General features: G+C 68.2%; 25 protein-coding genes. 11 read left to right on the top strand and 14 right to left on the bottom strand.

Annotated features, from left to right (window positions below; translation table 11 throughout):
* Positions 1-78: 78 nt before the first annotated feature.
* The 3 genes from ACWEO7_RS26445 to ACWEO7_RS26435 are packed head-to-tail and all read left to right on the top strand — an operon-like array spanning position 79 to position 2,220.
* Positions 79-999, top strand: coding sequence for a TIGR04222 domain-containing membrane protein (locus tag ACWEO7_RS26445; RefSeq protein ID WP_452427053.1), 921 nt, complete (start codon positions 79-81; stop codon positions 997-999).
* Entirely contained in the window at positions 992-1,867 is an 876-nt protein-coding gene (locus ACWEO7_RS26440) for a DUF692 domain-containing protein (RefSeq protein ID WP_452427052.1), read from the top strand. Before ACWEO7_RS26445 ends, ACWEO7_RS26440 begins: the two co-directional genes overlap by 8 nt.
* Positions 1,864-2,220 (top strand): hypothetical protein, encoded by a 357-nt coding sequence (locus tag ACWEO7_RS26435; RefSeq protein ID WP_452427051.1) that lies wholly within the window; start codon positions 1,864-1,866, stop codon positions 2,218-2,220. Before ACWEO7_RS26440 ends, ACWEO7_RS26435 begins: the two co-directional genes overlap by 4 nt.
* Positions 2,221-2,258: 38 nt before the next feature.
* Here the strand turns inward: ACWEO7_RS26435 and ACWEO7_RS26430 are convergent, their stop codons facing one another.
* Positions 2,259-2,411, bottom strand: a complete 153-nt coding sequence (locus tag ACWEO7_RS26430; protein WP_355075386.1) for a hypothetical protein — start codon at positions 2,409-2,411, stop codon at positions 2,259-2,261.
* Positions 2,412-2,619: 208 nt separating this feature from the next.
* On the opposite strand from ACWEO7_RS26430, the gene ACWEO7_RS26425 reads away from it, so the two are divergent.
* Positions 2,620-3,120, top strand: a complete 501-nt coding sequence (locus tag ACWEO7_RS26425) for a metallophosphoesterase family protein (protein ID WP_452427049.1) — start codon at positions 2,620-2,622, stop codon at positions 3,118-3,120.
* Here ACWEO7_RS26425 and ACWEO7_RS26420 read toward each other — a convergent pair.
* The 5 genes from ACWEO7_RS26420 to ACWEO7_RS26400 all read right to left on the bottom strand — a co-directional run bounded on the left by ACWEO7_RS26420 (position 3,051) and on the right by ACWEO7_RS26400 (position 8,149).
* A complete protein-coding gene (locus tag ACWEO7_RS26420; RefSeq protein ID WP_452427047.1) occupies positions 3,051-3,563 on the bottom strand; it encodes a methyltransferase domain-containing protein in 513 nt (170 codons plus the stop codon). The two genes, ACWEO7_RS26425 and ACWEO7_RS26420, sit on opposite strands and share 70 nt — an antisense overlap.
* Positions 3,564-3,595: 32 nt before the next feature.
* Positions 3,596-4,672: a mechanosensitive ion channel family protein gene (locus tag ACWEO7_RS26415; RefSeq protein WP_452427045.1), complete on the bottom strand. Its 1,077-nt coding sequence runs from the start codon at positions 4,670-4,672 to the stop codon at positions 3,596-3,598.
* An 86-nt stretch (positions 4,673-4,758) separates the two neighbouring features.
* On the bottom strand, positions 4,759-4,905 hold the full coding sequence (locus ACWEO7_RS26410; RefSeq protein ID WP_452427043.1) for a hypothetical protein: 147 nt from the start codon (positions 4,903-4,905) through the stop codon (positions 4,759-4,761).
* Positions 4,906-5,065: 160 nt separating this feature from the next.
* Positions 5,066-6,523, bottom strand: a complete 1,458-nt coding sequence (locus tag ACWEO7_RS26405) for a lipase maturation factor family protein (RefSeq protein ID WP_452427041.1) — start codon at positions 6,521-6,523, stop codon at positions 5,066-5,068.
* A gap of 75 nt (positions 6,524-6,598) precedes the next feature.
* Positions 6,599-8,149 carry an acyl-CoA carboxylase subunit beta gene (locus tag ACWEO7_RS26400; protein WP_452427039.1) on the bottom strand — a complete coding sequence of 517 codons (1,551 nt, stop codon included), beginning with the start codon at positions 8,147-8,149 and terminating at the stop codon, positions 6,599-6,601.
* Between the two features lie 216 nt (positions 8,150-8,365).
* Here ACWEO7_RS26400 and ACWEO7_RS26395 point away from each other — a divergent pair, with 216 nt between their 5' ends.
* Positions 8,366-8,704: an MmcQ/YjbR family DNA-binding protein gene (locus ACWEO7_RS26395; RefSeq protein ID WP_450018884.1), complete on the top strand. Its 339-nt coding sequence runs from the start codon at positions 8,366-8,368 to the stop codon at positions 8,702-8,704.
* A 19-nt stretch (positions 8,705-8,723) separates the two neighbouring features.
* Here the strand turns inward: ACWEO7_RS26395 and ACWEO7_RS26390 are convergent, their stop codons facing one another.
* Positions 8,724-10,091 carry a hypothetical protein gene (locus ACWEO7_RS26390; protein WP_452427037.1) on the bottom strand — a complete coding sequence of 456 codons (1,368 nt, stop codon included), beginning with the start codon at positions 10,089-10,091 and terminating at the stop codon, positions 8,724-8,726.
* Positions 10,092-10,235: 144 nt separating this feature from the next.
* The gene (locus ACWEO7_RS26385; protein WP_452427035.1) at positions 10,236-10,640 is read right to left on the bottom strand and encodes an EamA family transporter; all 405 of its coding nucleotides are present in this window, start codon (positions 10,638-10,640) and stop codon (positions 10,236-10,238) included.
* Positions 10,641-10,732: 92 nt separating this feature from the next.
* Here ACWEO7_RS26385 and ACWEO7_RS26380 point away from each other — a divergent pair, with 92 nt between their 5' ends.
* The 3 genes from ACWEO7_RS26380 (at position 10,733) to ACWEO7_RS26370 (ending at position 12,825) form a co-directional block, all read left to right on the top strand.
* The gene (locus ACWEO7_RS26380) at positions 10,733-10,957 is read left to right on the top strand and encodes a hypothetical protein (protein WP_452427033.1); all 225 of its coding nucleotides are present in this window, start codon (positions 10,733-10,735) and stop codon (positions 10,955-10,957) included.
* Positions 10,958-11,497: 540 nt separating this feature from the next.
* Positions 11,498-12,265 carry a PP2C family protein-serine/threonine phosphatase gene (locus ACWEO7_RS26375; protein WP_452427032.1) on the top strand — a complete coding sequence of 256 codons (768 nt, stop codon included), beginning with the start codon at positions 11,498-11,500 and terminating at the stop codon, positions 12,263-12,265.
* Positions 12,266-12,342: 77 nt separating this feature from the next.
* Positions 12,343-12,825 (top strand): adenosine-specific kinase, encoded by a 483-nt coding sequence (locus ACWEO7_RS26370; RefSeq protein ID WP_450025290.1) that lies wholly within the window; start codon positions 12,343-12,345, stop codon positions 12,823-12,825.
* Positions 12,826-12,913: 88 nt separating this feature from the next.
* Here the strand turns inward: ACWEO7_RS26370 and ACWEO7_RS26365 are convergent, their stop codons facing one another.
* The 4 genes from ACWEO7_RS26365 to ACWEO7_RS26350 form a co-directional block, all read right to left on the bottom strand.
* Positions 12,914-13,789, bottom strand: a complete 876-nt coding sequence (locus ACWEO7_RS26365) for an LLM class F420-dependent oxidoreductase (protein WP_452427030.1) — start codon at positions 13,787-13,789, stop codon at positions 12,914-12,916.
* 89 nt (positions 13,790-13,878) lie between these two features.
* Positions 13,879-14,217, bottom strand: coding sequence for a putative quinol monooxygenase (locus tag ACWEO7_RS26360; protein WP_452427028.1), 339 nt, complete (start codon positions 14,215-14,217; stop codon positions 13,879-13,881).
* Between the two features lie 37 nt (positions 14,218-14,254).
* Positions 14,255-15,646, bottom strand: a complete 1,392-nt coding sequence (locus ACWEO7_RS26355; RefSeq protein ID WP_452427026.1) for a DUF1214 domain-containing protein — start codon at positions 15,644-15,646, stop codon at positions 14,255-14,257.
* Positions 15,647-15,739: 93 nt separating this feature from the next.
* Positions 15,740-16,102 (bottom strand): ArsR/SmtB family transcription factor, encoded by a 363-nt coding sequence (locus tag ACWEO7_RS26350; RefSeq protein WP_452427024.1) that lies wholly within the window; start codon positions 16,100-16,102, stop codon positions 15,740-15,742.
* Between the two features lie 94 nt (positions 16,103-16,196).
* Here ACWEO7_RS26350 and ACWEO7_RS26345 point away from each other — a divergent pair, with 94 nt between their 5' ends.
* Positions 16,197-18,155, top strand: a complete 1,959-nt coding sequence (locus tag ACWEO7_RS26345) for a heavy metal translocating P-type ATPase (RefSeq protein WP_452427022.1) — start codon at positions 16,197-16,199, stop codon at positions 18,153-18,155.
* Between the two features lie 55 nt (positions 18,156-18,210).
* Here the strand turns inward: ACWEO7_RS26345 and gndA are convergent, their stop codons facing one another.
* Positions 18,211-19,656 (bottom strand): NADP-dependent phosphogluconate dehydrogenase, encoded by a 1,446-nt coding sequence (gene gndA / locus ACWEO7_RS26340; RefSeq protein ID WP_452427020.1) that lies wholly within the window; start codon positions 19,654-19,656, stop codon positions 18,211-18,213.
* 264 nt (positions 19,657-19,920) lie between these two features.
* Positions 19,921-20,433: a MarR family winged helix-turn-helix transcriptional regulator gene (locus ACWEO7_RS26335; protein WP_452427018.1), complete on the bottom strand. Its 513-nt coding sequence runs from the start codon at positions 20,431-20,433 to the stop codon at positions 19,921-19,923.
* Positions 20,434-20,651: 218 nt separating this feature from the next.
* On the opposite strand from ACWEO7_RS26335, the gene ACWEO7_RS26330 reads away from it, so the two are divergent.
* Positions 20,652-21,881, top strand: a complete 1,230-nt coding sequence (locus ACWEO7_RS26330; protein WP_452427016.1) for a TetR/AcrR family transcriptional regulator — start codon at positions 20,652-20,654, stop codon at positions 21,879-21,881.
* Positions 21,882-22,097: 216 nt separating this feature from the next.
* Positions 22,098-23,281 (top strand): acyl-CoA dehydrogenase family protein (locus tag ACWEO7_RS26325; RefSeq protein ID WP_452427015.1); only part of this gene is annotated, 1,184 nt, incomplete at its 3' end.

Below are 23,281 nucleotides of genomic sequence, written 5' to 3'. Positions count from 1 at the left end.
GCCACGGCGATTCGCTGTGGCGTGTGAGCCGCGGCGGCCCGATACTTGGAGCAGGTTGGACCGATTCCGAGGTGGGAGATGAAGGTGATCGGGGTGGGCTCGGACGGACTTGTCGCGGCCGGTGATACCTGGGGTATTTCCGGGCCGCAGTTCCTCGCCGTCTATATACCGCTCGTGCTGGTGGCCCTGTTCGTGGGGATCTGGCTGCGGTCACGGGTGACGGGCGCGGATCCGGAAACCGACACGGCCGCCGCGCCGGGCGCGGAACTGACCTCACCCGAGCTGGGAATGCTCTACGGCGACCAGAACGCCGTACTCGCGGCGATGGCGCGGTTGCGCGGCGTCGACGCGATTGATTCCGGCGCCGCGCCGGTTCGCGCCCTCACCGCGCAGGAGCGTGGGCAGCTGGATCCGTTCACCCTGTCGGTGTACGACGGGCTGGCGGCGGGGCAGCGCAAGACCGTCGGCGCGATCGCCGGCGGGTCGCTCGACGCGCTGCGTACGAGGATGGTCGACCTCGGGTACTTCCCCGGCCCCGGCATGCGCCACGGTCTGCGTGACGCGGGCATGCCGCTTCTCGTCACCGGCGCGCTCGGCGTGGTGCGGATCATCGCGGGCGCTTCGCATGGGAACCCGGTCGGGGTGCTGGTGGTGCTGGTGATCGCGCAGGCGCTCGGCTATTGGTTGGTGGTGCGCAAGCCCCGGCTAACCGCGTTGGGTGTGCGTGCCCGCGACAGCGCGTCGGAGCGCAATCGGCATCTGCGGCCGAGCAATTCGCCTTCCTACGCGACCTATGGCGCCGAGAGCGCGGCACTCGCGGCAGCTGTTTTCGGCATCGGTGCGCTCGTCGCGCTCGATCCCGGACTTGCCCAGGCAGTCGCGCCGCCGAGCGCGTCGGGCGGTGGGGACAGCGGGGGCGACGGCGGCGGGGACAGTGGCGGGGACGGAGGCGGATGTGGCGGCGGGTGCGGCGGCGGATGCGGCGGATGCGGTGGATGAGCGCCCCGGCCCGCTGCCACCGGACGCGCTCGGTATCGGCTGGCGACCCGAGATCTGCGGGGTGATAGCCGCCTTGGCGGGGCTCGGATTCTGCGAGGTCATCGCGGAGTCGTTACCCCGGGACCCCCGCCGCGCCGGGCAGCTCGCCGTCCCCGAGGAACTGGCCGCTCTGCGGGCGCGCGGCGTCGCCGTGGTGCCGCACGGCATCTCGCTGTCGCTCGGCGGCGCGGAGCCGGTCGCGGGCCATCGCGTCGAGCACTTGGCGGCCTGCGCGGCGGCGGTGGCGGCTCCGCTGGTGAGCGAGCATGTCGCTTTCGTCCGCGCGGGCGGCCTGGAGGCAGGTCACCTGCTACCGGTACCGCGGACCCGGGAAGCGCTGGACGCACTCACCCGCAATATCGCCCGGACCGAGGCGGCGCTCGACGTCCCGCTCGCGGTGGAGAACATCGCGACGCTGTTCGACTGGCCCGACGACGAATACACCGAAGCGGAGTTCCTGTCCGAACTCGTCGAACGCACCGGGGTATGGCTGCTGCTCGATCTCGCGAACGTCTACGCGAACGCCCGCAACCGCGGTCGCGACCCGCTCGCCGAGCTCCTTCGCCTGCCCGCCGAACGCGTGGCGTATTGCCACGTCGCGGGCGGGCACGAATCCGGCGGCCGCTATCACGACACGCACACCGACCCGGTTCCCGGCGAAGTTCTCGCGCTCGTGGCGGAATACACCGCGCATCGTTCGGCGCCGATCATGCTGGAGCGCGACGGCAACTATCCGCGCGCGGCCGAATTGCTCGATGAGCTGGACGCCATCGCGGCCGCCGTCGACCGCCCGCCGATCACCGCGGGCGCCAGGACGGTACTGGCGTGAGCGCCGCGTCCCGACCGGCGTGGCCGCCTGACGACGCGACGCTGGCCCAGCGGCAAGCAGCGCTGGTGCGTGCGCTCGTCGCGGGAGCCACGGTGCCGCCCGGATTCGATGCCGAGGCCGTCGGCGCCGCGGCGGAGGCCCTGTTGCGCAAGCGCGCCGGCGAGGTGGCACGCCGTTTCCCGCTGCTGGTGCACGCGTGCGAGGGTGACTTCACCGCCCGTTTCACGGCATGGGCCCGGAATCATCCGAAGACGACCACCTCCGCCGACGCCGCCGCCTTCGCGACCGCCACCGGTGTCGATTGGAGGGCCACACCTCGCCGCCGGGCGATAACGCGCTGGCTGCGCCGGTGACGCGGATAGGCCTGCCCTGCGTTCGGACCGGCCCCGGCCTACGAGCGGCGCGCTTCGACCCGGACCGCGGGGTCGGCGGCGTCGCGACGCTCCTCGAGCCACACACTGATCGCCACCGTCACATACGCAGCGACGGTCGCCATCCCCGGCAGCATCAGCATGAGCATGAGAAACGAAAGCATCGAAGACACAAGCCCTCCCGGACAACGCGATGGAAACTGTCGCACCGGTGCGCTGTACTGCGTCACCGTCACGCCCGGCATACCCACGACCGGAGGTCCAATCTCGACCGGGCAGCCCGAGATGATGTGATAGATATCACACCAGCGATCTGCCACGTCGTCTGTCGGACGACCGGGACAATCGGCGCTCCGCCGCAACCGTGGTAGACCGGTCACCATGCGGTTGCTCATCATCTCCGACACGCACGTGCCCGAGCGTGCGCGTGATCTGCCGGAGTTGCTCTGGCGCGCGGTCGACGCCGCCGACGTGGTCGTGCACGCGGGCGACTGGGTGGAGGCCGCCTTGCTGGACCGCCTGGAGGCACGTAGCGCGCGCCTCGTCGGTGTCTACGGCAACAATGACGGTCCGGAGCTGCGTGCGCGACTGCCCGAGGTCGCCCGTGCCGAACTCGACGGACTCCGGCTGGCGGTGGTGCACGAAACCGGACCCGCGAAGGGCCGGGAGGAACGCTGCGCCCGGAACTTCCCGGATACCGACGTACTCGTCTTCGGCCACAGCCACATTCCGTGGGACAGCGTCGCGGACAGCGGGTTGCGCTTGCTCAATCCCGGCTCGCCGACCGACCGCCGCCGCCAACCGGAACACACCTATCTCACCGCGCGAATACAATCCGGGCGGCTGAGCAGGGTAATGCTGCACACCATTCCGAACCGCTGACCTCTCGGCGCACCGCACTCCGATCGCCGGCTTCCCACAGTGCGCACTCGCCTCAGCGCCTGGTCGCGGTCAGCACTTCCAGGGTCACCGGTTCGATGAAACGTCCGCCGGGTCGATCGCCAGCAATGTGTCGGTGACCAGCTGTTCGAAAGCGGCCGCCGGTCGCCGAGAAGCATCCGATGGAACGACCGGCCCATGGTCACCAGCCGGAAGCGGCCGAGCCCAGCTGGTAGATCCGCCGAACCGCCTCGCGTCCACGCGACGTTCGCAACCCCGGCGGCTTCCGCACGGCGGGCGGCTTCGACGAGCATCGTGGGTTCGGGATACATGCCCACCGCGTCGGCCATGTGCCGCGCGAGCGGGACGGTGAGTTGGCCTGTGCCGCAGCCCATATCGAGGAGGGCGTCCGGCGCCGTCGAGACGCAGGCGCCGGACGAGCTCATCGAAGAACCGACACGGAGACTCGATAGTAACCTCAGTCGCCGCGGTCGCCCGCCAGCGCCAGATGACGGTCGGTGGCGGTCTCGGTGATCGCGGTGGAGATCTTCGGCAGGGCGTAGGGGTGGTTGCGGCCGAGCCAGTCGAGCATTTCCTCGCGGACCGCGCAGCGCAGGTTCCACACGTCGTCGGCGTCGGCGGCCGACATCGTCGCGCGCACCACGATGTTCGTCGGCGTGCTGTCGGTGACCTGCAGACCCCAGTCGCGACCGTCCCAATCCGCGCGCGTTCGCAAATACTCCTGCAAGTGCTCACGCAAGAGCGGCACCGGTGTGCTGTGGTCCAGGTACAGGAAAACCGTCCCGGTGATCTGCGGCCCGCCACGCGACCAGTTCTCGTACGGCTTGTTGTTGAAGTAGGAGACCGGCATGGTCAGCCTGCGGTCGTCCCAGATCCGGACGGTGAGGAACGCGAGGGTGATCTCCTCTACGATGCCCCACTCTCCCTCCACCACAACGGTGTCCCCGATCTTGACCGAGTCCCCGAACGCGATCTGCAATCCGGCGATCAGGTTGCTCAGTGTCGACTGGGCGGCGACACCGGCGATGATGCCGATCACCCCCGCCGAGGCCAGCAGCGAGGTGCCCAGGGTCCGCAGGCTCGGCACCAGCAGCAGGATCACGACGGCGGCGGTCGTGACCACCAGGACCGAGGTGACGATCCGGCGGACCAGGCCGAGCTGGGTGCGCAGTTGCCGCACCCGCGTGATGTCCTGGGTGCGCCGGGCATACGAGCGCAGGGTGTTCTCCGCGACCGCGTCGGCGGCGCGGATGACGCTCCATGCCGCTGCCATGATCGCCGCCGTCACCAGGACGGTCCTGATCATCGCGTCCTGGCGCAGATCCAGGTGGGCCAACGGGTAGGTGGCGTGCAAGGCCATCGCGCCGAGCAGCACCTGGATCGGTAACTGCACCCGGCGCAACAGGGTGGGAAGCTGGTTGCCCGGACGTCGGCGGGCGCTGTAACGCAGTAAGCGATCGATCAGCAGACCGGCCGTCACGGTGATAGCCACCGTGCCGAGAACCACGATGAGCGGCCGTAGTATTTCCTCCAACGGATCGAACTCCTTCTGAATGCAATGCGATGCTTCGATTCCGGCTCCGGTGAAGCGGCCCTCCAGCCGGGGCCGAGGTGGTGTTCTTACAGGAGCGCCAGCGCGATGGTGAGCACCGTCAGCACCAGAACCCATGCCGCGATGGTCCATTCGACGGGAAGCTCCGTGCCGGGATAGCCGCTGCCGCCGCGTCGGGCGGCGCGATACTGCAAGCGCGAGGCCGAGATGGACATGACATCCTCCTTCGGTCGATTGCGTCATTCGGGCGCATACCCGGTTTCTCTGTCGATCTTCGCCACGCCCGTTGTGGCGAATGCCACCCGCGGCGTGCGCTTCGAGCGCAAGCCGCTGTCCGGCATGGATTCTCGGCCCGCGGTGGAGCCGACCAACGCGTCATTGCCGACCGGAATGGCTGCCGTAATACAGGTCGTCCAGTGAGAGGGGCGGAACGTATCGGGTCACCAGCGTGCGGTCCCACCACGCTCGGGTGCGAGCCAATTCGCGAGGTGTGGTGAAGCGGTAGAGATACAGTTGCGCCCGGACGAAGCGCGGTGCGGCCTGCGGGAACGGATTGTTCCGTAGCAGTCGCAACGTGGCCGCGTCGTTTTCCAGCAGTCGTATCAAGAAGGCGCCCAGCCACGACTGCGCGTAACGCGGTGAGGCGGCGGCGAACCACATGAGCCAGTCCAGCCGCAGATGGTACGGGGCCCATTGGCGCGGTATTCGGCGCGGATCACCGGGCTTGCCCTTGAACTCGTATTCCTTCCACCGCGTCCGGTCGGTGACGGTCGGCTCGTCGGTGCCTTCCACGACCACCTCGTAACGGGTGCGGCCGATACTGCCGAAGGCTCCGTAGGTGTTGACCAAGTGATAGGGGTCGAAAGACCGGTTCATGGCCTGATGACTCGAGATCAGATTGCGGGCGGGACGGTAACTGAGGAAAACCACCAACGCGGCGAACGCGATGACCAGGCCGGTGAACCACGCCGGCGGTCCCGGCAGCGACGGCGCTGCGGGCACCGGGAGGACCGCCGAGGCCGCGGACCCGCTCACGGCGCCGCACGCGAGAACGATCGTCAGCCAGTTCAGCCAGGCGAAATTGCCCGACAGCACCAGCCACAGCTGGGTGATGACGATGACGGCCGCGGCGATGCTCGCCACCGGCTGCGGCGCGAACAACCCGAAGGGCACGACGAGCTGCGCGAAGTGGTTGCCCAGTACCTCCGCCCGGTGCAGCGGCTTGGGCAAATGGTGGAAGAACCAGCTCAGCGGCCCCGGCATCGGCTGCGTCTCGTGGTGGTAATACAGGCAGGTCAGATCGCGCCAGCACCGGTCACCGCGCAGTTTGATCAGTCCGGCGCCGAACTCCACCCGGAACAGCAACCAGCGGGCGAGCCACAGCACCAGCACCGGCGGCGCGGTGCGGTCGTTGCCGAGGAAGATCACCAGGAACCCGCATTCCAGCAGTAGTGACTCCCACCCGAACGCGTACCAGTCCTGCCCCACGTTGACGATCGACAGGTAGAGCACCCACAACAGCGCCCACATCAGCATCGCTGCCCATAGCGGCACCAGATCGGCGGCGCCGGCCACCATCGCCGCGGCCAACGCCGCACCGAACCAGGACACGACGGCGAAGAACCGGTCGGAATAGTGGACATGGAAAATGCTCGGCGTGCGCCGGAAGGAGTGCCGGGCCAGCCAGCGCGGCACGGGCAGCATGCCGTGCTCCCCGATCAGCGCCCGGAATTGGCGGGCGGCGACCACGAAGCCGATCAGGTAGACGGCTGCGACACCGCGAGTCAGCAGCTGCCTGCTCAACCAATATTCGGATGCGGTGAACCAGTCCATGCCCGCAACTCCTCCGACCGCGGACCTTCGTTCCCATCCGGGCGCATACCCGGCCCGGCGGCAGGGAAACCGCTACTACATCGGGTACAGGCTGTGCTTGCGCGGGTTGTGTTCGGCAGCCGCCTCTTTTTCCCGCAGGAGCTGCAGCGCGTGCCGTATTTCCAGCCGGGTCCGGGAAGGTTCGATGACGGCGTCGATGTATCCACGCTCCGCCGCGATCCACGGAGTCGCCACGGTAGCGTTGTACTGGTCGATCATGAACTCTCGTACGGCCGCGCGCTGCTCCTCCGGCACCTGCGACAGCTGACGCCTGCCCGCGATGTCGACCGCGCTCTCCGCACCGATCACCGCGATGCGGGCGGTGGGCCAGGCGAAGCTGATGTCGGCGCCGAGTTGCTTGCATGCCATGAAGCCGTACGCGCCGCCGTAGGACTTGCGCACCACCACGTTGATGATGGGCACGGTCGCCTCGATGATCGCGCGGAACACCCGACCGCCGCGGACGATGACACCGTTGCGCTCCTCCTCCACGCCGGGGAGCACGCCGGGAGTGTCGACCACGAAAACCAAGGGAATGCCGAAGGCATTGCACAGCCGGATGAAATGCGTTGCCTTGTCGGAGCATTTCGCGTCGACCGCGCCGCCGAGAACCAGCGGCTGGTTGGCGACGACACCCACGCTGCGGCCGTCCACCCGCGTGAAGCCGGTGATCAGATTCGCCGCGGTGGCCGAACGGATCTCGTGGAAATCGCCGTCGTCGAAGATGCGCAGCAGGATCTCGTGCATGTCGTATCCCTCGCGGTCGGAGTCCGGGATGATCGACTCGAGCTCGAGATCGGTGGCGGTGTTCTCGGGTTCCAGGCCCGGGTTCACGATCGGAGCCTGCTCCAGGCAGCTCGACGGCAGGTAACTCAGGTATTTGCGGGCCCAGTCGAACGCCTCCTGCTCGGTGGCGGTCACGTGATGGATCGTGCCGTTGCGCGCCTGCACGTGGGCGCCGCCCAGCTCCTCCGCGGTCACGTCCTCGCCGGTCACCGTTTTGATCACCTCGGGTCCGGTGACGAACATGTAGGAGTTCTCGGTCGCGACGAGCACGTCGGTGTTCACCGGGCCGTACACCGAACCGGCGGCGCACTTGCCGAGCATGATGGAGACCTGCGGAACGAACCCGGACAGCCGTTCCTGGCGCCGGCTCATGTGCGCGAACCAGGCCAGCGAAGTGACCGCGTCCTGGATCCGGGCGCCACCGGAATCGTTGATCGCCACCACCGGGCACGCCTTCTCGAAGGCGAACTTCAGGATGTGGGCGACCTTCCGGCCGAACATCTCGCCGACCGAGCCGCCGTAGACCGTCTGGTCGTGCGCGATGACTACGACCGGCCGTCCGTCGATGCGACCGTGCCCGGTGACCACTCCGTCGCCGTACTTCGCGTCCGGCGCTCCCGGCGTGCGCGCGAGTGCGCCGATCTCGACGAACGTTCCCGGGTCGAGCAGCGATCGCACCCGCTCGCGGGCACTGGGGATGCCTTTGTTCTGTCGTTTCGCGATGCCGGACGCACCGGCAGGTTCCTCGGCGATCGCGAGGGTGCCCCGCAACTGCTCCAACTTCTCGCGCGTGCCGACCATCCGAAACTGCCTCTCGACCTCACTGGCTGTTGCGCAGACGATAGGGGGCTGGACGGCGAACGCCGTGGCGCCGAGTCGATTACTGGGTAGCTCACAACGCCCGGACGGCCGCGTTGGCACGGTGCCCTATGGATCGGCCCGGCATCGCGTGGGCAATCTCCGCACATGATCCGACCGCGTCCGAGACTTCCCTTGCGAGCTGGCAGGATTCGGTGCATGAGTTTCACCGGGGACGATGTCCGGGCCTTCGCGCTGTCGCTACCGGAGACATCCGAACAATTCACCTGGGGGATGCCGACCTTCCGGGTCGCGGGCAAGCTGTTCCTCACCCTTCCTGAGTCCGAGACCTCGATGGCGGTCCGCTGCCCCATCGCCGACCGCGACGAACTCGTCGTCGCCGAACCGGACAAGTTCTGGATCGCCGCGCACGAAGCAGGCAACGCCTGGGTCCGTGCGCGGCTGACCGCCCTCGACGACCGGGAGGAACTCGAAGCCATCGTGCAGGACTCGTGGCGGCAGGCCGCGCCACGGCATCTGTTCGACGACGCGGGGTGACCTGCTCGACGCCCCGGCGTCAGCGTGCGCGGCGGCGGCGTGGCCGTGGCGCGAGTTTCAGACCGAAGAGCAGATCGGTATTCCGGACCGGTGTGGATTGTTCGGACTTCCGGAGCAGTCCGGCTTCGCGGATCCAGCTGTGATGCCAGTGGTACAGATCCGGCAGCGTAACCTCGCACGCCGCGGCGAGCCTGCGGAGGCGGAAACCGGCTCCGCCGATGGCGCCGGCGAACAGCTTGGTGTTCGGTGTGGGGCGTGATTCCTGGTGGATGCGGGCTTCGTACAGCAGAGGGCGCGCCGACGGCGGAATCACCCACACGTACAGGTCCGGAGCGTGGGTGTAACCGATCGGGCCGTTGAAGATCAGCGCGTCCGCGGCCAGCGCGACGCAGGGGATCGCGTTGAGTTCCATCGCGGTGGCGCCGGTGAAGAGCGCGGTGACGATCGCCGCCGCGTCCACCGGATCGGCGGTCCTGGCCCGGACCCGGGCGACCAGGTCGTCGTCGATCGGAACCGTCGTCAGCCCCGGCCCGACCGAGTAGGCCAGGTCCGGCGGCAGATCCAGGCGCATTCCGTGCAACAGGAACGCCGCTTGCGCGCCGCGCAGGCGCGTGATCGTGTGCCCGCGGCTGGGGCTGTCGGCGACGAGGCCGCCGAGGAATCGGTACAGGCTGAGAATGTCGTTCCACTCGTCCACCAGACCGGCGCCTTGCTGGAAGCGGTCCGGCACGCTGAGGCGAGGTTGCAGCACCGAGAGCATGTATTCGGCCAGGCCGGCCCCGCGCGGCCCCAGCCAGCTGCCGACGCCGTTCTGGTTCAGGTCGTGCCTGCACGGTCGGCCGGTGTGTTCGGCCAGCCACCGGCAGGCCAGCTGGATCCCGTCGGCGTAGACGGCGTCGATGCGCGCGAATTCTTCCGATGGCAGGCTCCGGTAGGCATCGGCCCGGAAAGTGGTGACGTCCCCGTCGGAGATCTGCGGAAGCAGCCCGCCTCCGGCCGCTTCGGGAAGCGTGATGATGCGGGACTGCCGGTGGTTGATCTCCCCATACCCCACGTGCCTGGTCGGTGGCTCAGGGCCATCGATCCGGGTGGTCGGCGGATCAGGGACATCTATGCGCGTGGTCGGCGGGTCGGGAACATCGACGCGTGTGGTGGGCGGGTCGGGAACATCGACGTGGGCGGTCGGGGAGTCGGGGACATCGATGCGTCTGGTGGGCGCGGACGCACTGCGGCGGTCCTCCAGCCACCGCCACAGGTCCTCCTCCGGCACGCCCAGCCGCTGCGAACTCGATCGCACCTGGTCGGCGGAAAGTTCGTTGTGTTCGTCGAGCTGAGCCAACCTCTCCAGCTCGGACGGACGCAGCGTGGGCACGCTTGCGTCGGCCACAGCCACAACCTCCCGGATTACTGAACCCGGTGCATCACATGGGTTCGCGACATCAGTTGCAGAGCATTCGATCACGTACCCGCCGGTAATGCGGGGAAATCGGCCGAGTTTCGGATGTTGTCTACGTCACCGACAACTTCTCCCCTAGCGAAATCGTCGCGTGCGGAATGCATTCTGCCTAGTCATCATGTCTGTCGGTAGCCGCGACGGAAACACGTGAACGATGCCGACATCCGGAAAACCTGTGTGGTCTTGTCTACAGCGCTGGACACCGCCATTCGCCATTTCGGCATACGCCCGATCGCCGACGGCGTCGGCACGGGAACCACGCGCCACTCCTGCGCACGCCACGACCACCAGGCCGATACCCGACCACTGCGCCGCCCGCATCTGCTCGCCGAGCAACAGCAGCCCGACGCCCGCGGCCACCACGGGCTCCGAACTCATCATGACGCCGAACACCGCGGGCGTGATCCGGCGCAAGGCCGCCATCTCGATGGCATGCGGCAGCAGCGACCAGAGCACGGCCACCGCCGCCGAGGCCGCCAAGCCGCCGCACCAGCACGGCGAACAAGCCCGCGAGCATGATCCAGCCGCACGCGACCGTTACCGGCGACGCGAGTGTGAACAGATGCTTGGCGATGACCCCGCCGAGTTGGATGCTGACCATCGCGGCGACCACGAGCACCGGGGTGGGCACACCTCCGCGCGGCGGGATCAGCCGCGGCGCGAATCGCAGGGAAGCGTCCTCGGCGGGACCGATGACCACGTGGTACTCCGTTCCCGAACACGCCTGCGCATGGGGCGGCGCGCGTTATCGGACGCCGGCGGATCCGCTGCACGACCCGACTCGGCGCGTCGATTGATTTGTGGCAGAGAGGTTGTCGGCTGCGTCAGCGCCGAACAGACATGGACACGCACCGTTCCGGCAGCTGTGCTGGGACGTAACGAGCCGACGGCTCCGAATTTGCGGTCGCCGCAGATATCCGTCGAATTGTGCGGCAAGAGCCGAACAAACCGGACAAAAGTGACCGGCTTCGGTGATTTGTGTGCTGCGTGCACCCCTGCTGCACAGCCGAGAACGTAAATGCGCCGAGCAACGAACAGTGAGCCGAGCGATTGCCGGAATCCAGAAACATTGTTGCGAAATGCATCCCGCGCTGTGGACTGCGGCACAAGGTACAGGGGTGATCGGTCAATGCGCCCTTCGTCCGCCCACCGGCGGCAGCGTCTGCTCCGGCCGGAAGGCGGGCGGCGCCACCGGCCGGGACGCCCGTCGTGACCTGATCGAAAGCGAATTCTCAGCGTTCACACAACGGACTCTCGCCAAGTCCAAATACTGATGCGGTGTCCTTGAAGGGTGCTGGTCGGCAGCACTCAGAGCCCAGCAACGAGGAGACCAGTTCGTGTTTACCGGCACCACCGCGAGCATGCCGCGGATCCCGACACCGCGGCTGGGCGGCCCGACCGGCGCTTCGGCCAGTCGGCGCGCGTCACGGTCGATCAACGCCGACGCGGTGGCGATCGAGACCGACGCCGTGACCGGAGCGACGGCGTATGTCGTCGCCGACGGCGTCGGAGATCATCTGCTCGGAGCCCGCGCGGCACGCACGGTCGCCGCCGCGGCGGCGCGCTGCGCCGCCGCCGATGGAGCGCGCGCGGGAATTCTCGCGGCCCAGGAGGAACTCCTGCGCGAGGTCCCGGAGCCTTCGGCCGACAGCGTGCTCGTGGTCGCGGTGCTTCCGGCCGCCGATCAGGCCGATGGACCCTGCGAGGTGGCGTGGGTCGGCGACTGTCGCGCGTATCGCTGGAACGGGCGAGTGTTGCACCAGATCACGACCGACCACACCGTCGCCGAGCTGTACCGCACCCGCGGGCTGGCCTCCACCGCGCGAATGGATCATCTGGTCACCACCTCGGCGCGCACCGTGCGGCCGGACGCGATCGGGTACGCCGCCACCGGGTCGAGCACGGGCAGACTCCTGCTGAGCACCGACGGCGTACACAAGCCACTCGGCATCGCCGCGGTCAAAGCCATCCTCGCGCAGGGCGACGCGGCCCCCACGATCGCGAACACTTTGGTGGATGCCGCCCTCCTGGCCGGTGGAAGGGACAACGCCACGGCACTGGTCGTGGACCTGCCTTTCCGGCCGGGGGGCACCCACGGCGGGTGATGACGGGACCGTTCGCGACGCGCGGAACAAATGTCGAAATGCTATGAATCGACGTCGTCGGGGCGCAGTATGTCGCTGTGGAGCTGACAGCCGTGCGCATCGACAAACCGGATGATCTCAACGTCGTCATCGGACAGTCCCATTTCATCAAGACCGTGGAAGACCTGCACGAGGCGCTGGTCGGAGTCGGTCCGCACCTGCGCTTCGGGCTGGCGTTCTGCGAGGCCTCCGGACCGCGCCTGGTCCGCCGCTCCGGCAACGACGACGCACTCGTCGAGCTCGCCACCAAGAACGCGGTCGACATCGGTGCGGGACACTCGTTCATCGTCTTTCTCCGCGAGGGCTATCCCGTCAACGTGCTGAACGCCGTGCAGCAGGTCCCGGAGGTCTGCGGAATCTACTGCGCCACAGCCAATCCCGTCGAGGTTCTGATCGCGGAAACCGAACTCGGCAGAGGAATCATCGGAGTGATCGACGGTTCGGCGCCGCTCGGCGTGGAAGATGCCGACGACCAGGCGGCCCGGAAGCAGCTGTTGCGTCAGATCGGCTACAAACTGTAGGACCGCTGCCCCGCCGGTTCATATGGCGCGCGCCGATGATCGGCGCACCGGCCGTGCCCGGAAGCGATCCGGGCCCGCGCCGGATACTTCAGCCGAGTTCCGCCAGTTGCTGGACGGCAGGCGCCATGCCATCGATCCATGCCGCCGGTGAGCCGGTGGTCGGAGTGACGATGGCGGTCTCGATGCCGAGTTCGGCGTAGTCGGCCATCTGCCGGACGAATTCGTCGCGGTTTTCCGGGCTCGGCCGCGGGTTGTTGGCGATGATCGTCTTGCGGATCTCGTCATAGTCGCGGCCGACGTCGTCGCAATGCCCGCGCAGCACGTCGAGTTTGTGCTCGACGTCCGCGGGCGATGAGCCGAACAGGTTGCAGGCGTCGCCGTACTGCGCGACCAATCGCAGCGTCTTGCGCTCTCCCCCGCCGCCGATGAGCACCTTCGGCCGGTTGATGGGCTGCGGCGAGCACAGCGTCTCGGCCAGCTGGTAGTACTTCCCGTCGAACGGCCCGTTGTCCTGCGGGTCCCACATCTGGCGGCAGATGCGCAGCGTCTCCTCCAGCCGCTCGAACCGTTCGGCGGTCGGCGGGTACGGCACACCGAGCCCGCGATGCTCGCGCTCGAACCACGCGGCGCCGATCCCGAGGACCGCCCGGCCGCCCGACAGGACGTCGAGGGTGGTGACGATTTTGGCGAGCAGACCGGGGTGACGGTAGGTCACGCCGGTGACGAGCAATCCGAGGTCGATGCGCGAAGTGTGCGCGGCCAGGTAGCCGAGGGTCGTGTACCCCTCCAGCATGTTCGCCTCCGCGGGCAGGCCGGTCGGCTCGATCTGGAAGTAGTGGTCCATGAACGACAGCCACGTCGCGCCGGATTCCTCCGCCGCCGCCCCCACCCTTGCCAGCTCACCGGCGATGGCGGTGGTGCCACCGTCGATATCGAAGATTGGTATGTGAAAACCGAGCTCCATGAAGTGATCCCTTCTCCTGGACAACCCTGTATGAGCGCACCCTAAGTGCTGGAGTGCGCTCCAGGTCAAGCAGCGGATCGATCAGGTTGTCAGCCAGCGACCGGGCGCGGATACGGGCTGTGCATCGACAGCCAGCGGATGTCGAGATCCCGTTCGAGGTAGTCCATGCGCTCGTCCCAGAACGCCCGCATGCGCGGCAGGGCCAAATGGCGATCGAGATCCTCCTTGGACCGCCATACCTCGTAGAAGACGAACGTGCCCGGCCGGTCCTTGTCCTCGTGAAAGTGATACTCCAACGAACCTTCTTCGGCGCGCGTCGGCTCGACGAAGGACAGCAGCAGCTCACGCAGTTCCGCCGCGCGCTCCCGCTTGGGGTGGGCGAAACCGACGAGGACGTACGGCGCGTCATCAGGTACGAGATTTTTCATACCTCGAACGCTAGACGAGGCCGTCGCCCACACTCGATCAGCTCGTGCGCTCGAAATCGCCGGGCCGCCAAGTCTGGTCGAACGCCGCTTCCTCGGGTCCGTAGATGCGCAGATAGGCGAACCATCCGCGGCCGGGGACGGTTTGCAGCCAGCGGTTCTCCGCTCCGTCAGGAGGAATGGGGCCGAAGTGCAGCCGCACGGGGCCGTCGGGCGGGAGGTCGCACAACTCGAACAGCGACCGGAGGGCGGCCTTGCCCTGGTCTGCCTGGACCTGCGAGCGGGTCTGCGCGTCGTAGACCGTCACGGACCAGAACAGCCCGGCCGGCACCGGCCGCGGTATATCGAGGGTGTAAGTGGCACTGCCGTCCAAGTAATCCCCTCGCCCGTCCCGCACGGCGAGCCAATACAGCGATCCGCCGCCCACCTGCCGCCGGAACATGGCCGGTGCGGCGATGATCGCTTGGGCGAACCACCGGTCGCGCGCTTCGAGGTCGAGACCGGAGGCGGTCCGGAAGTCGCCGTTGTCGGTGACCAGTCCCACCCATTCCCAGCGACGGTCCGGCCAGGCCATGCGGTCCGGCCGGCCACTGGCGAACGCGGAGACGAGCAATTGACCGCGCCCGGTCCGCGCCGCGGCCGTCAACAGCGCCGCGGACCGGCGGTCGGGCGCGAACCGAACGCCTCGCTCGAGACCGATCGCCCCGAGCAGCCCGTACATCGGTAAGAACTCCGGCACCACCGGTTCCGTCTCGAGAATCCCGTGCAGCACCCGCCAGTAGGAGATGTCGGCTTCCCAGCACAAACAGGTGGAGTCCATGGCCACCTCGGTGGTGCCGATCAGGTCCAGCACCGCGCCCGCCTCCTCGAGCGGATGCACCCGGACCGCCCGCAGCGCATCCATCGCCTCGGCCAGGTCGCCACCGAGCGGCAGCGCGCGCACGGCGAGCAGCACTTTGAAGGACGCGGATCGCCCGACGTGCGCCCTATCCGGCAGCGCACCCGCGTAGCCGGGAGGAACGATGACGTAAGTGCCACCCTGCCCTCGGTCGGGCCCGGGAATGCCGAGATCGGTGATCCACCGTTGATGATGATCGCCGACCAGGCCGATGTACGGTCCCGGCGGAAGCTCGACCACCATCGGCCCCGCCGACAGATCCAGCACCGCGGCACCATACGGGGTATCGGAATTCAGAGTGAACCCGATATGCCGCGGCCCGGTAGAGGCGATTCCGACCGCGCGGTTGTCGTTCAGTCCGATCTCCCTGTTGCCGTTGAAGATTCCTTCCATCGACACGGTCGGATACCAGAACCGGTACGCGACCACGGCGCGCTGGAACACGCTGTCATCCCATGCCCGAGTCGCGGAAGACTCGATCGGATAGCCATTCGCGAACTCGTACCGGTTGTCCACCATCGCCGGGGCCGTCATTTCCTGGACGGTGCCACCGCCGCACCGGGCCGACATCACCCGAAGCGGGTGAAAGACTTGCCGAGCAGCCGGATCGCCAGTGCGCGGGGTCGGTCAGACCGCGGCGTCAGGACGGTCGGACAAGCCGAGGCGCAGGTGTTCGCTGTGGTAGATCGCCTCGTCCAGCAGTTGAGCGACGTGGTTGTCGTAGAGGCTGTAGACGATGCTGCGGCCGGTGCGAGTGCCCGTGACCAGACCCAGATTGCGCAGCAGCCGAAGCTGGTGGGAGACGGCGGACTGTTCCATGCCGATGGCATCGGCCAGCGCGCTCACCGGCAGTGGCCCCTGGCGCAGTTCGGTGAGGATCATCAAGCGGCTCGGTGTGGCCAGCGCCTGCAACGTGGTCGCCACATGGGTGGCCGATTCGGGATCCAAGCGCACGGCGGGGCGGTCCCTGCCATCGACGCCGTGTCCCATGATTGAACAGCATACTCTAGGAACAAATGAATACGTGTTCATGTGTTCTGGTATGGTTCGGGCCGTCTGTTCGTTGCCGTTCTGGAGGTGACCCGTGGCCGCGCCGACGCTCGCGCCGACCCGTCCGACTCCGCCATCCGGTCGCGTGCCCCTGCGCCGGACCCGGCTGTTCACTCTGCCCGAAGCATGTTGGGCCGCAGCGGCCGTGGTCTTCTTCTGCGCCGGGCTGGCGGTGCAGCTGACCGATGGCCCCCAGTGGCTGCGCTGGGGCCTGTACCTGGCCTGCTACGCCGCAGGCGGCTGGGAACCCGGGTGGGCCGGCCTACAGGCTCTCCGCGACAAGACGCTCGACGTCGACCTGCTCATGGTCGCCGCGGCGATCGGGGCGGCGGCCATCGGCCAGATCACCGACGGCGCGTTGCTGATCGTCATCTTCGCGACCTCCGGCGCCCTGGAAGCGCTGGCCACCGCCCGGACCGAGGACTCGGTGCGCGGACTGCTCGACCTCACCCCCGACACCGCGACCCGGGTCGCGCGCGGCGGCGAGGAAGAGACGGTCCACGCCACCGAACTGCGCGTCGGAGACGTCCTCGTGGTGCGGCCCGGCGAGCGGATCGCCGCGGACGCGACCGTCCTCTCCGGCGGCAGTGAGGTCGATCAAGCCACCATCACCGGCGAACCGTTGCCGGTGAACAAAACCGAGGGCGACGAGGTGTACGCGGGCACCCTCAACGGCACGGGCGCCCTGCGCATCCGTGTCGTGCGCCGCGCGCGGGACTCGGTGGTAGCGCGCATCGCGGCCCTGGTCGAACAGGCGGCCCGAACCAAAGCGCGCACCCAGCTTTTCATCGAGAAAGTGGAACAGCGCTACTCCGCCGGCATGGTCGCGGTCACCCTCGCGGTGTTCGCCATCCCGCTGCTGCTCGGGGACGACGTGCGGCGAGCGCTGCTGCGAGCGATGACGTTCATGATCGTCGCCTCCCCCTGCGCGGTGGTGCTGGCCACCATGCCGCCCCTGCTGGCGGCCGTCGCCAACGCGGGGCGTCACGGTGTCCTGGTCAAATCCGCGGTGGTCATGGAAAAGCTCGGCGCCACCACGCACATCGCCTTCGACAAGACCGGCACCCTGACCCGCGGCATCCCGGAACTCGCCGAGATCCGGTGCCTGGACCAGCGATTCACCGACGCCGAGGTGCTTCGGCTCGCCGCGGCGGCCGAGCACCCGAGCGAGCACCCCCTCGCGGCGGCGATCGTGCGCGCGGCCCGCACCCGAGAGCTGCGGCTGCCCGAGGTCACCGAGTTCACGGCCCACCCCGGTCGCGGCGTGACCGCCCGTGTCGGTGGCCGTCTCATCGGCGTCGGCTCCCCCGCCGCGTGGGAACCCGCCCCCGACGCCCACACAACTGTCGACGCCTTCCACGCGAGCGGCTACACCGCTGTGGTCGTGACCCGCGAGCACGAACCGATCGGAGTGCTCGCACTGACCGATCAGCTCCGGCCCGAAGCGGTGGCGGCCGTGCGCGCGACGACCGCGCTGACCGGCAGCGCGCCGATACTGCTGACCGGCGACAACACCGCCACCGCCGATCGGCTCGCCGCGCGTGTCGGCATCAGCGACGTCCGGGCGGACCTGCTGCCCGACGACAAAATGATCGCGGTGCGCGAGTTGCAGGCAGACGGGCGGAAACTGACCGTGGTCGGTGACGGCATCAACGATGCCCCGGCGCTCGCCGCGGCCGAGGTCGGCATCGCTATGGGCGGCGCCGGATCCGATCTGACCTTGCAGACCGCGGACGCCGTCGTCGTGCGCGACGACCTGACCACGATCCCGGCGGTGATCGCGTTGTCCCGGCAGGCGCGACGGGTGGTGATCGCCAACTTGGCCATCGCCGCCACCTGCATCGGCGTGCTGGTCTTCTGGGACCTCGCCGGGACCCTGCCGCTCCCCCTCGGCGTCGCCGGGCACGAGGGATCCACCGTCCTCGTCGGGCTCAACGGGCTACGCCTGCTCCGCCGGGGTGCGTGGGAGCGAGCTGCCGGATCACGGGAGTGACAGCGCCCGCTGTCGCAGTGCGGAAGCGAATCCCGCACTGCGACAGCGCGTCCGGCTAGTCGGCGCGAACCTCGCTGCGGTCCCCGCTCCACAGCGTGTGGAACTTGCCTTCGGCGTCCACCCGCTCGTAGGTGTGCGCGCCGAAGAAATCACGCTGCCCCTGGGTGAGCGCGGCCGGGAGACGCTCGGCGCGCAGGGCGTCGTAGTAGGACAGCGACGACGCGAACGCGGGCACCGGAATGCCGAGCAGTGTCGCGGTGGCCACAACGCGGCGCCAGCTGTCGATGGCCGTCTCGATCGCCTCACGGAAGTACGGTGCGAGAATCAAGCTCGGCAGCGCCGGGTTCTCGTCGTAGGCGTCCTTGATCCGGTTGAGGAACCGGGCGCGGATGATGCAGCCGCCGCGCCAGATCGTCGCGAGATCGCCCGGGCGCAGGTTCCAGTCGTATTCGGCGCTGCCCGCGGCGATCTGGTCGAAGCCCTGCGCGTAGGCGACCACCTTCGAGGCGTAGAGCGCCTGCCGGATGTCCTCGGTGAACCGCTCCACGTCGGTGGGCTTGTCGGCCAGCCGCCCGGAAGCCAGACCCCGGGCGGCCTTGCGCTGCTCGCGCGAACCGGACAGCGCCCGCGCGAACACCGCTTCGGCGATTCCGGTCACCGGCACGCCGAGGTCGAGCGCGGACTTCACCGTCCAGCGACCGGTGCCCTTCTGCTCCGCCGCGTCGACGATCACGTCGACCAGCGGCTTGCCCGTCTTCGCGTCGACCTGGTTCAGCACCTCGGCGGTGATCTCGACCAGGTAGCTCTCCAGGTCGCCGGAGTTCCACTGGGTGAACACGTCGGCGATCTGTTTGGCGTCGAAACCGAGCGCGTCGCGGAACAGGTGGTAGGCCTCACCGATCAGCTGCATGTCGGCGTACTCGATGCCGTTGTGCACCATCTTGACGAAATGTCCGGAGCCGTCCGGGCCGATGTGGGTGCAGCAGGGCGTTCCGTCGACCTTCGCCGCGATGGATTCCAGCAGCGGCCCGAGCGAGTCGTAGGACTCCTCGGGGCCGCCGGGCATGATCGCGGGGCCGTTGAGGGCGCCCTCCTCGCCACCGGAGATGCCCGCTCCGACGAAGTTCAGCCCGCGCTCGCGCATCGCGGCTTCCCGCCGAATGGTGTCGGTGTAGAGGGCGTTTCCACCATCGATGATGATGTCGCCCGGCTCCATCGCGTCCGCGAGTTCCTCGATGACCGCGTCGGTCGGGGCGCCTGCCTTCACCATGATGAGCACCCGGCGCGGCTTCTCCAGCGCGGCGACGAACTCCTCGATCGTTTCGGTTCGCACGAACTCGCCGTCGTCGCCGTGGGCCTCGAGCAGTGCGTCGGTCTTGGCGATGCTGCGGTTGTGCAGCGCAACGGTATAGCCGTGCCTGGCGAAGTTCCGTGCGATGTTGCTACCCATGACCGCCAGACCGGTGACCCCGATCTGTGCGCGCGCTGTAGAGGTCGGCATCAATCAGCTCTCTTCGTTCGACAGGGCGGCGCGTCCGCGCGAAGCTGTTCGGCGGCGGCATCGTGGCGTCCGTTCCACGACGCTTCAGACCTTACCCACCCCGCCGGCGCGGGCTCGGAGCGCATCACGAGCCGCTCACCCGCTCGATGTGGACTTGGTGGCCGCGCCATGACCAGGTGCTCGGACGCACTGCTCTACACTCGCCGAACGGCACCTGCGGCAGGCCTCACGGGCGCTGCTGGAAACGGCCGGGCGGCGGCCGAGTCATCGCGAGTCGGCCACCAGTGACCCGGCGCCGAGACCGCCCGCGATCAGCGCATCCGCTCCCCGGTCACCGTAGGCGATGCGCTCGAGCAGATCCAGCGCCTCGCCGACCTTGTGCAACTCACCCGTCCGCAAACTCTCCGACAACGCTTGCGCCAGCGCGTCGTTCGCGGACGCTTGATGTCCGCACACCCACGCGCGACCTTCGTCGGTGAGGGTCAGATTCACCCGGCGTCCGTCGTTCGGGTCGCGCACACCGACAATCAGACCCTGGTCGCGCAAGCCGTCGACCACGTTGCGCATTGTCTGCGGCCGCAGCATCTCCAGCCGCGCCAAGTCGACCGCGGCCATGGCGCCGTATCGATGCAGCCGTCCCAGGACCGCCCATTGCGTCGCGGACAGCCGCCGTTCGTCGGGATCTCTCCGGGCGCGCCGCAGGATGACGGTCGTCGCAATGCGCAGGCGGGCCGCGATGGTGGACAGTGCTGTGGCGTCCGCGGTGTCAGCGCTCACGGGCGGGCTCCCTCTGCTTACCTGGTGGGACAACGATCCCCGGGCTGGTGATAGCTGCGGGAAGCCTACTCGACAGTAGGACATCGGCGTGGCCTGTGACGAAATCGTCATACGGACCGGTGGCCGCGACAGATCGCCACGGCGCACCAGCTATCGGGTCGACCGGGGAGGCGGCCCGATAGCCGGCGCGGACCGTCCGATGCGCGACACTGACCGCGATGGGCACACAGGCGAACAGCGGACAACCACGGCGGAGACCACCGCATCGGCGCGAGATGATCCTGGACGCCGCGGTCGACGCCTTCACGCACGGCGGCTATTACGGCACGACGATGGCCGACATCGCGGCGGCGGTAGGCATCTCGGCGACGGCGTTGTATCGACACTTCCGCAACAAACAGCAACTTTTGGGCCAATGCCTGCTGGTTGGCCTCGACGACACCTTGAACCGGCTGGACGCCGCCTATCGCGCCGATGACTCCGGTGCCGCGGTAACGGCCGAATTGGTCCGGGTCGCGCTGGAGTTGCGCGGCCTGCCGCGGCTGTGGCAACTGGAGTTCCGCAATCTGACCACCGCCGACAAGACCGCGGTGCTCGTCCGCGCCGCGCGGCTCACCCGCTACCTACGCCACACGATCCACCTACGCCGACCCGAACTGAGCACGGCCGATGTCGAACTGCTGAGCTGGTGCGTGCTGTCGATCGCGGTCAGCCCCTCCTATCACCGCGCCGAGTTGCCCGCCCCTGCCGCCGCGCAAGTGCTCGACGCCGCCGTCGCGGCGGTGATCACGACCCGGATGCCCGAACACCCGGACGGCCACGCGCCGAGCCGGCCACCGCGCACCGAGATCGGCAACACCGCACTGGACCGGGCGCTGCGCTCGGAGCGGATGCTCGCCGAGGCGGCGCGGTTGTTCAGCACCCGCGGTTATGCCGCGGTGGGCATCGAGGACATCGGTGCGGCCGTCGGCGTCACCGGACCCGCCCTGTATCACCATTTCTCCAGCAAGGCGGAGTTGCTGGACCAGATCGTCCGGCGCCAGGACGAGTGGCTCCGACTGCTGCTCGCCCGGGCGATCGCCGAGGGCCGCAGCGCCGAGGAGTCCCTGCGCTCGCTCATGCGCAGCTTCGCGCAATTGGGCGTCGACGAACCCGACCTCCTGGCGATCACGGTCAGCGAGACCCGGCATCTTCCTGGCGACGGGGTGCAGCGCTACCGGAGGGTGCGCCTCGACGGCATCGCCCAGTGGGCCCGCATGCTGCAGGCGGTGCGGCCGGATCTATCCGCGCCCGTCGCGCGGGTGCTCAGCCGCGCGATCGTCACCGTCGTCATCGATGCCGTACGCAATCCCCGCTTCCGGCGGCGCGCCGATCTCGTCGATGTCCTCGTGGCCATCGGGGAGCGGATCGAAACGGCGGGAAATCCCGGACGCGCCCCCTCGCAGTGATTTGCACCACTTAGCGAGTATTAACTTATCTGCGCCAATTACGTGCTAGCAGCGGATTGAATGCCGTTGGACATCCGACCATCTACTTAGTGGTTATTAACATGAGATTGATTTCGCGGCATCGGTGCCGCACAGTGTGCCGTGGGTGAGCACCTATCCGTGCGCCCGCCGAATCCCTCGCCGGTACACCGGCCGTTTCTCGAAAGGCCCTGGCTCGTGAGCCATTACAAGAGCAACGTGCGTGACCTCGAGTTCAATTTGTTCGAGGTGTACGGACTCGACGACATCCCGCGGACCGGAGCGTTCGGGGACCTGGACGGCGACACCGTGCGATCGATGCTGGCGGAGGCCGCGCGCCTGGCCGAAGGGCCGGTCGCCGAACCGTATGCCGAAACCGACCGCAACCCGCCGGTTTTCGATCCGGCCACCCACTCGGTCAGCCTGCCGGAGTCGTTCAAGAAGGCGGTGCGCGCCTGGTACGACGCCGAATGGTGGCGCGTCGGCAAGTCCGAGGCGGTCGGGGGAGTGCCCGCCCCCTCGATGGTCAGCTGGGCCATCAGCGAATTCGTGCTCGGGGCGCAGCCCGCGGCCTACATGTATCTGACCGGGCCGATGATGGCCCACATCATCGACGGCATCGGCACCGAGCAGCAGCGGCGCTGGGCGCGATTCATCACCGAACTCAACTGGGGCGCCACCATGGTGCTGACCGAGCCCGATGCCGGTTCCGACGTCGGCGCCGGGCGCACCAAGGCGATCAAGCAGGAAGACGGCACCTGGCACATCGAGGGCGTGAAGCGGTTCATCACCTCCGCCGACTCCGACGACTTGTTCGGCAACATCGCCCACCTGGTGCTGGCTCGCCCCGAGGGCGCGGGACCGGGCACCAAGGGCCTGTCGCTGTTCTTCGTACCGAAGTTCCACTTCGACCACGAGACCGGTGAGCTGGGCGACCGCAACGGCGTGTTCGTCACCAACGTCGAGCACAAGATGGGCCTGAAAGCGTCCGCCACCTGTGAACTCACCTTCGGCGGCCACGGCGTCCCGGCCAAGGGCTGGCTGGTCGGCGAGGTGCACAACGGCATCGCGCAGATGTTCCACGTCATCGAGGAAGCTCGCATGATGGTGGGCACCAAGGCCATCGCCACCTTGTCGACCGGCTACCTCAATGCCCTCGAATACGCGAAGAACCGGGTGCAGGGCAGCGATCTGACCCAGATGGCGGACAAGTCCGCACCGAAGGTGACCATCACCCGGCACCCCGACGTGCGCCGGTCGCTGATGATGCAGAAGGCCTACGCCGAAGGCCTGCGCGCGGTGTACCTGTACACCGCCGCTCACCAGAACGCCGATGTCGCCCAGCACGTTTCCGGTGCGGACGCCGACCTGGCCGCGCGGGT

The sequence above is a fragment of the Nocardia sp. NPDC004260 genome, from assembly GCF_053603155.1.
This window is presented reverse-complemented; position numbering and strand designations above follow the sequence as displayed.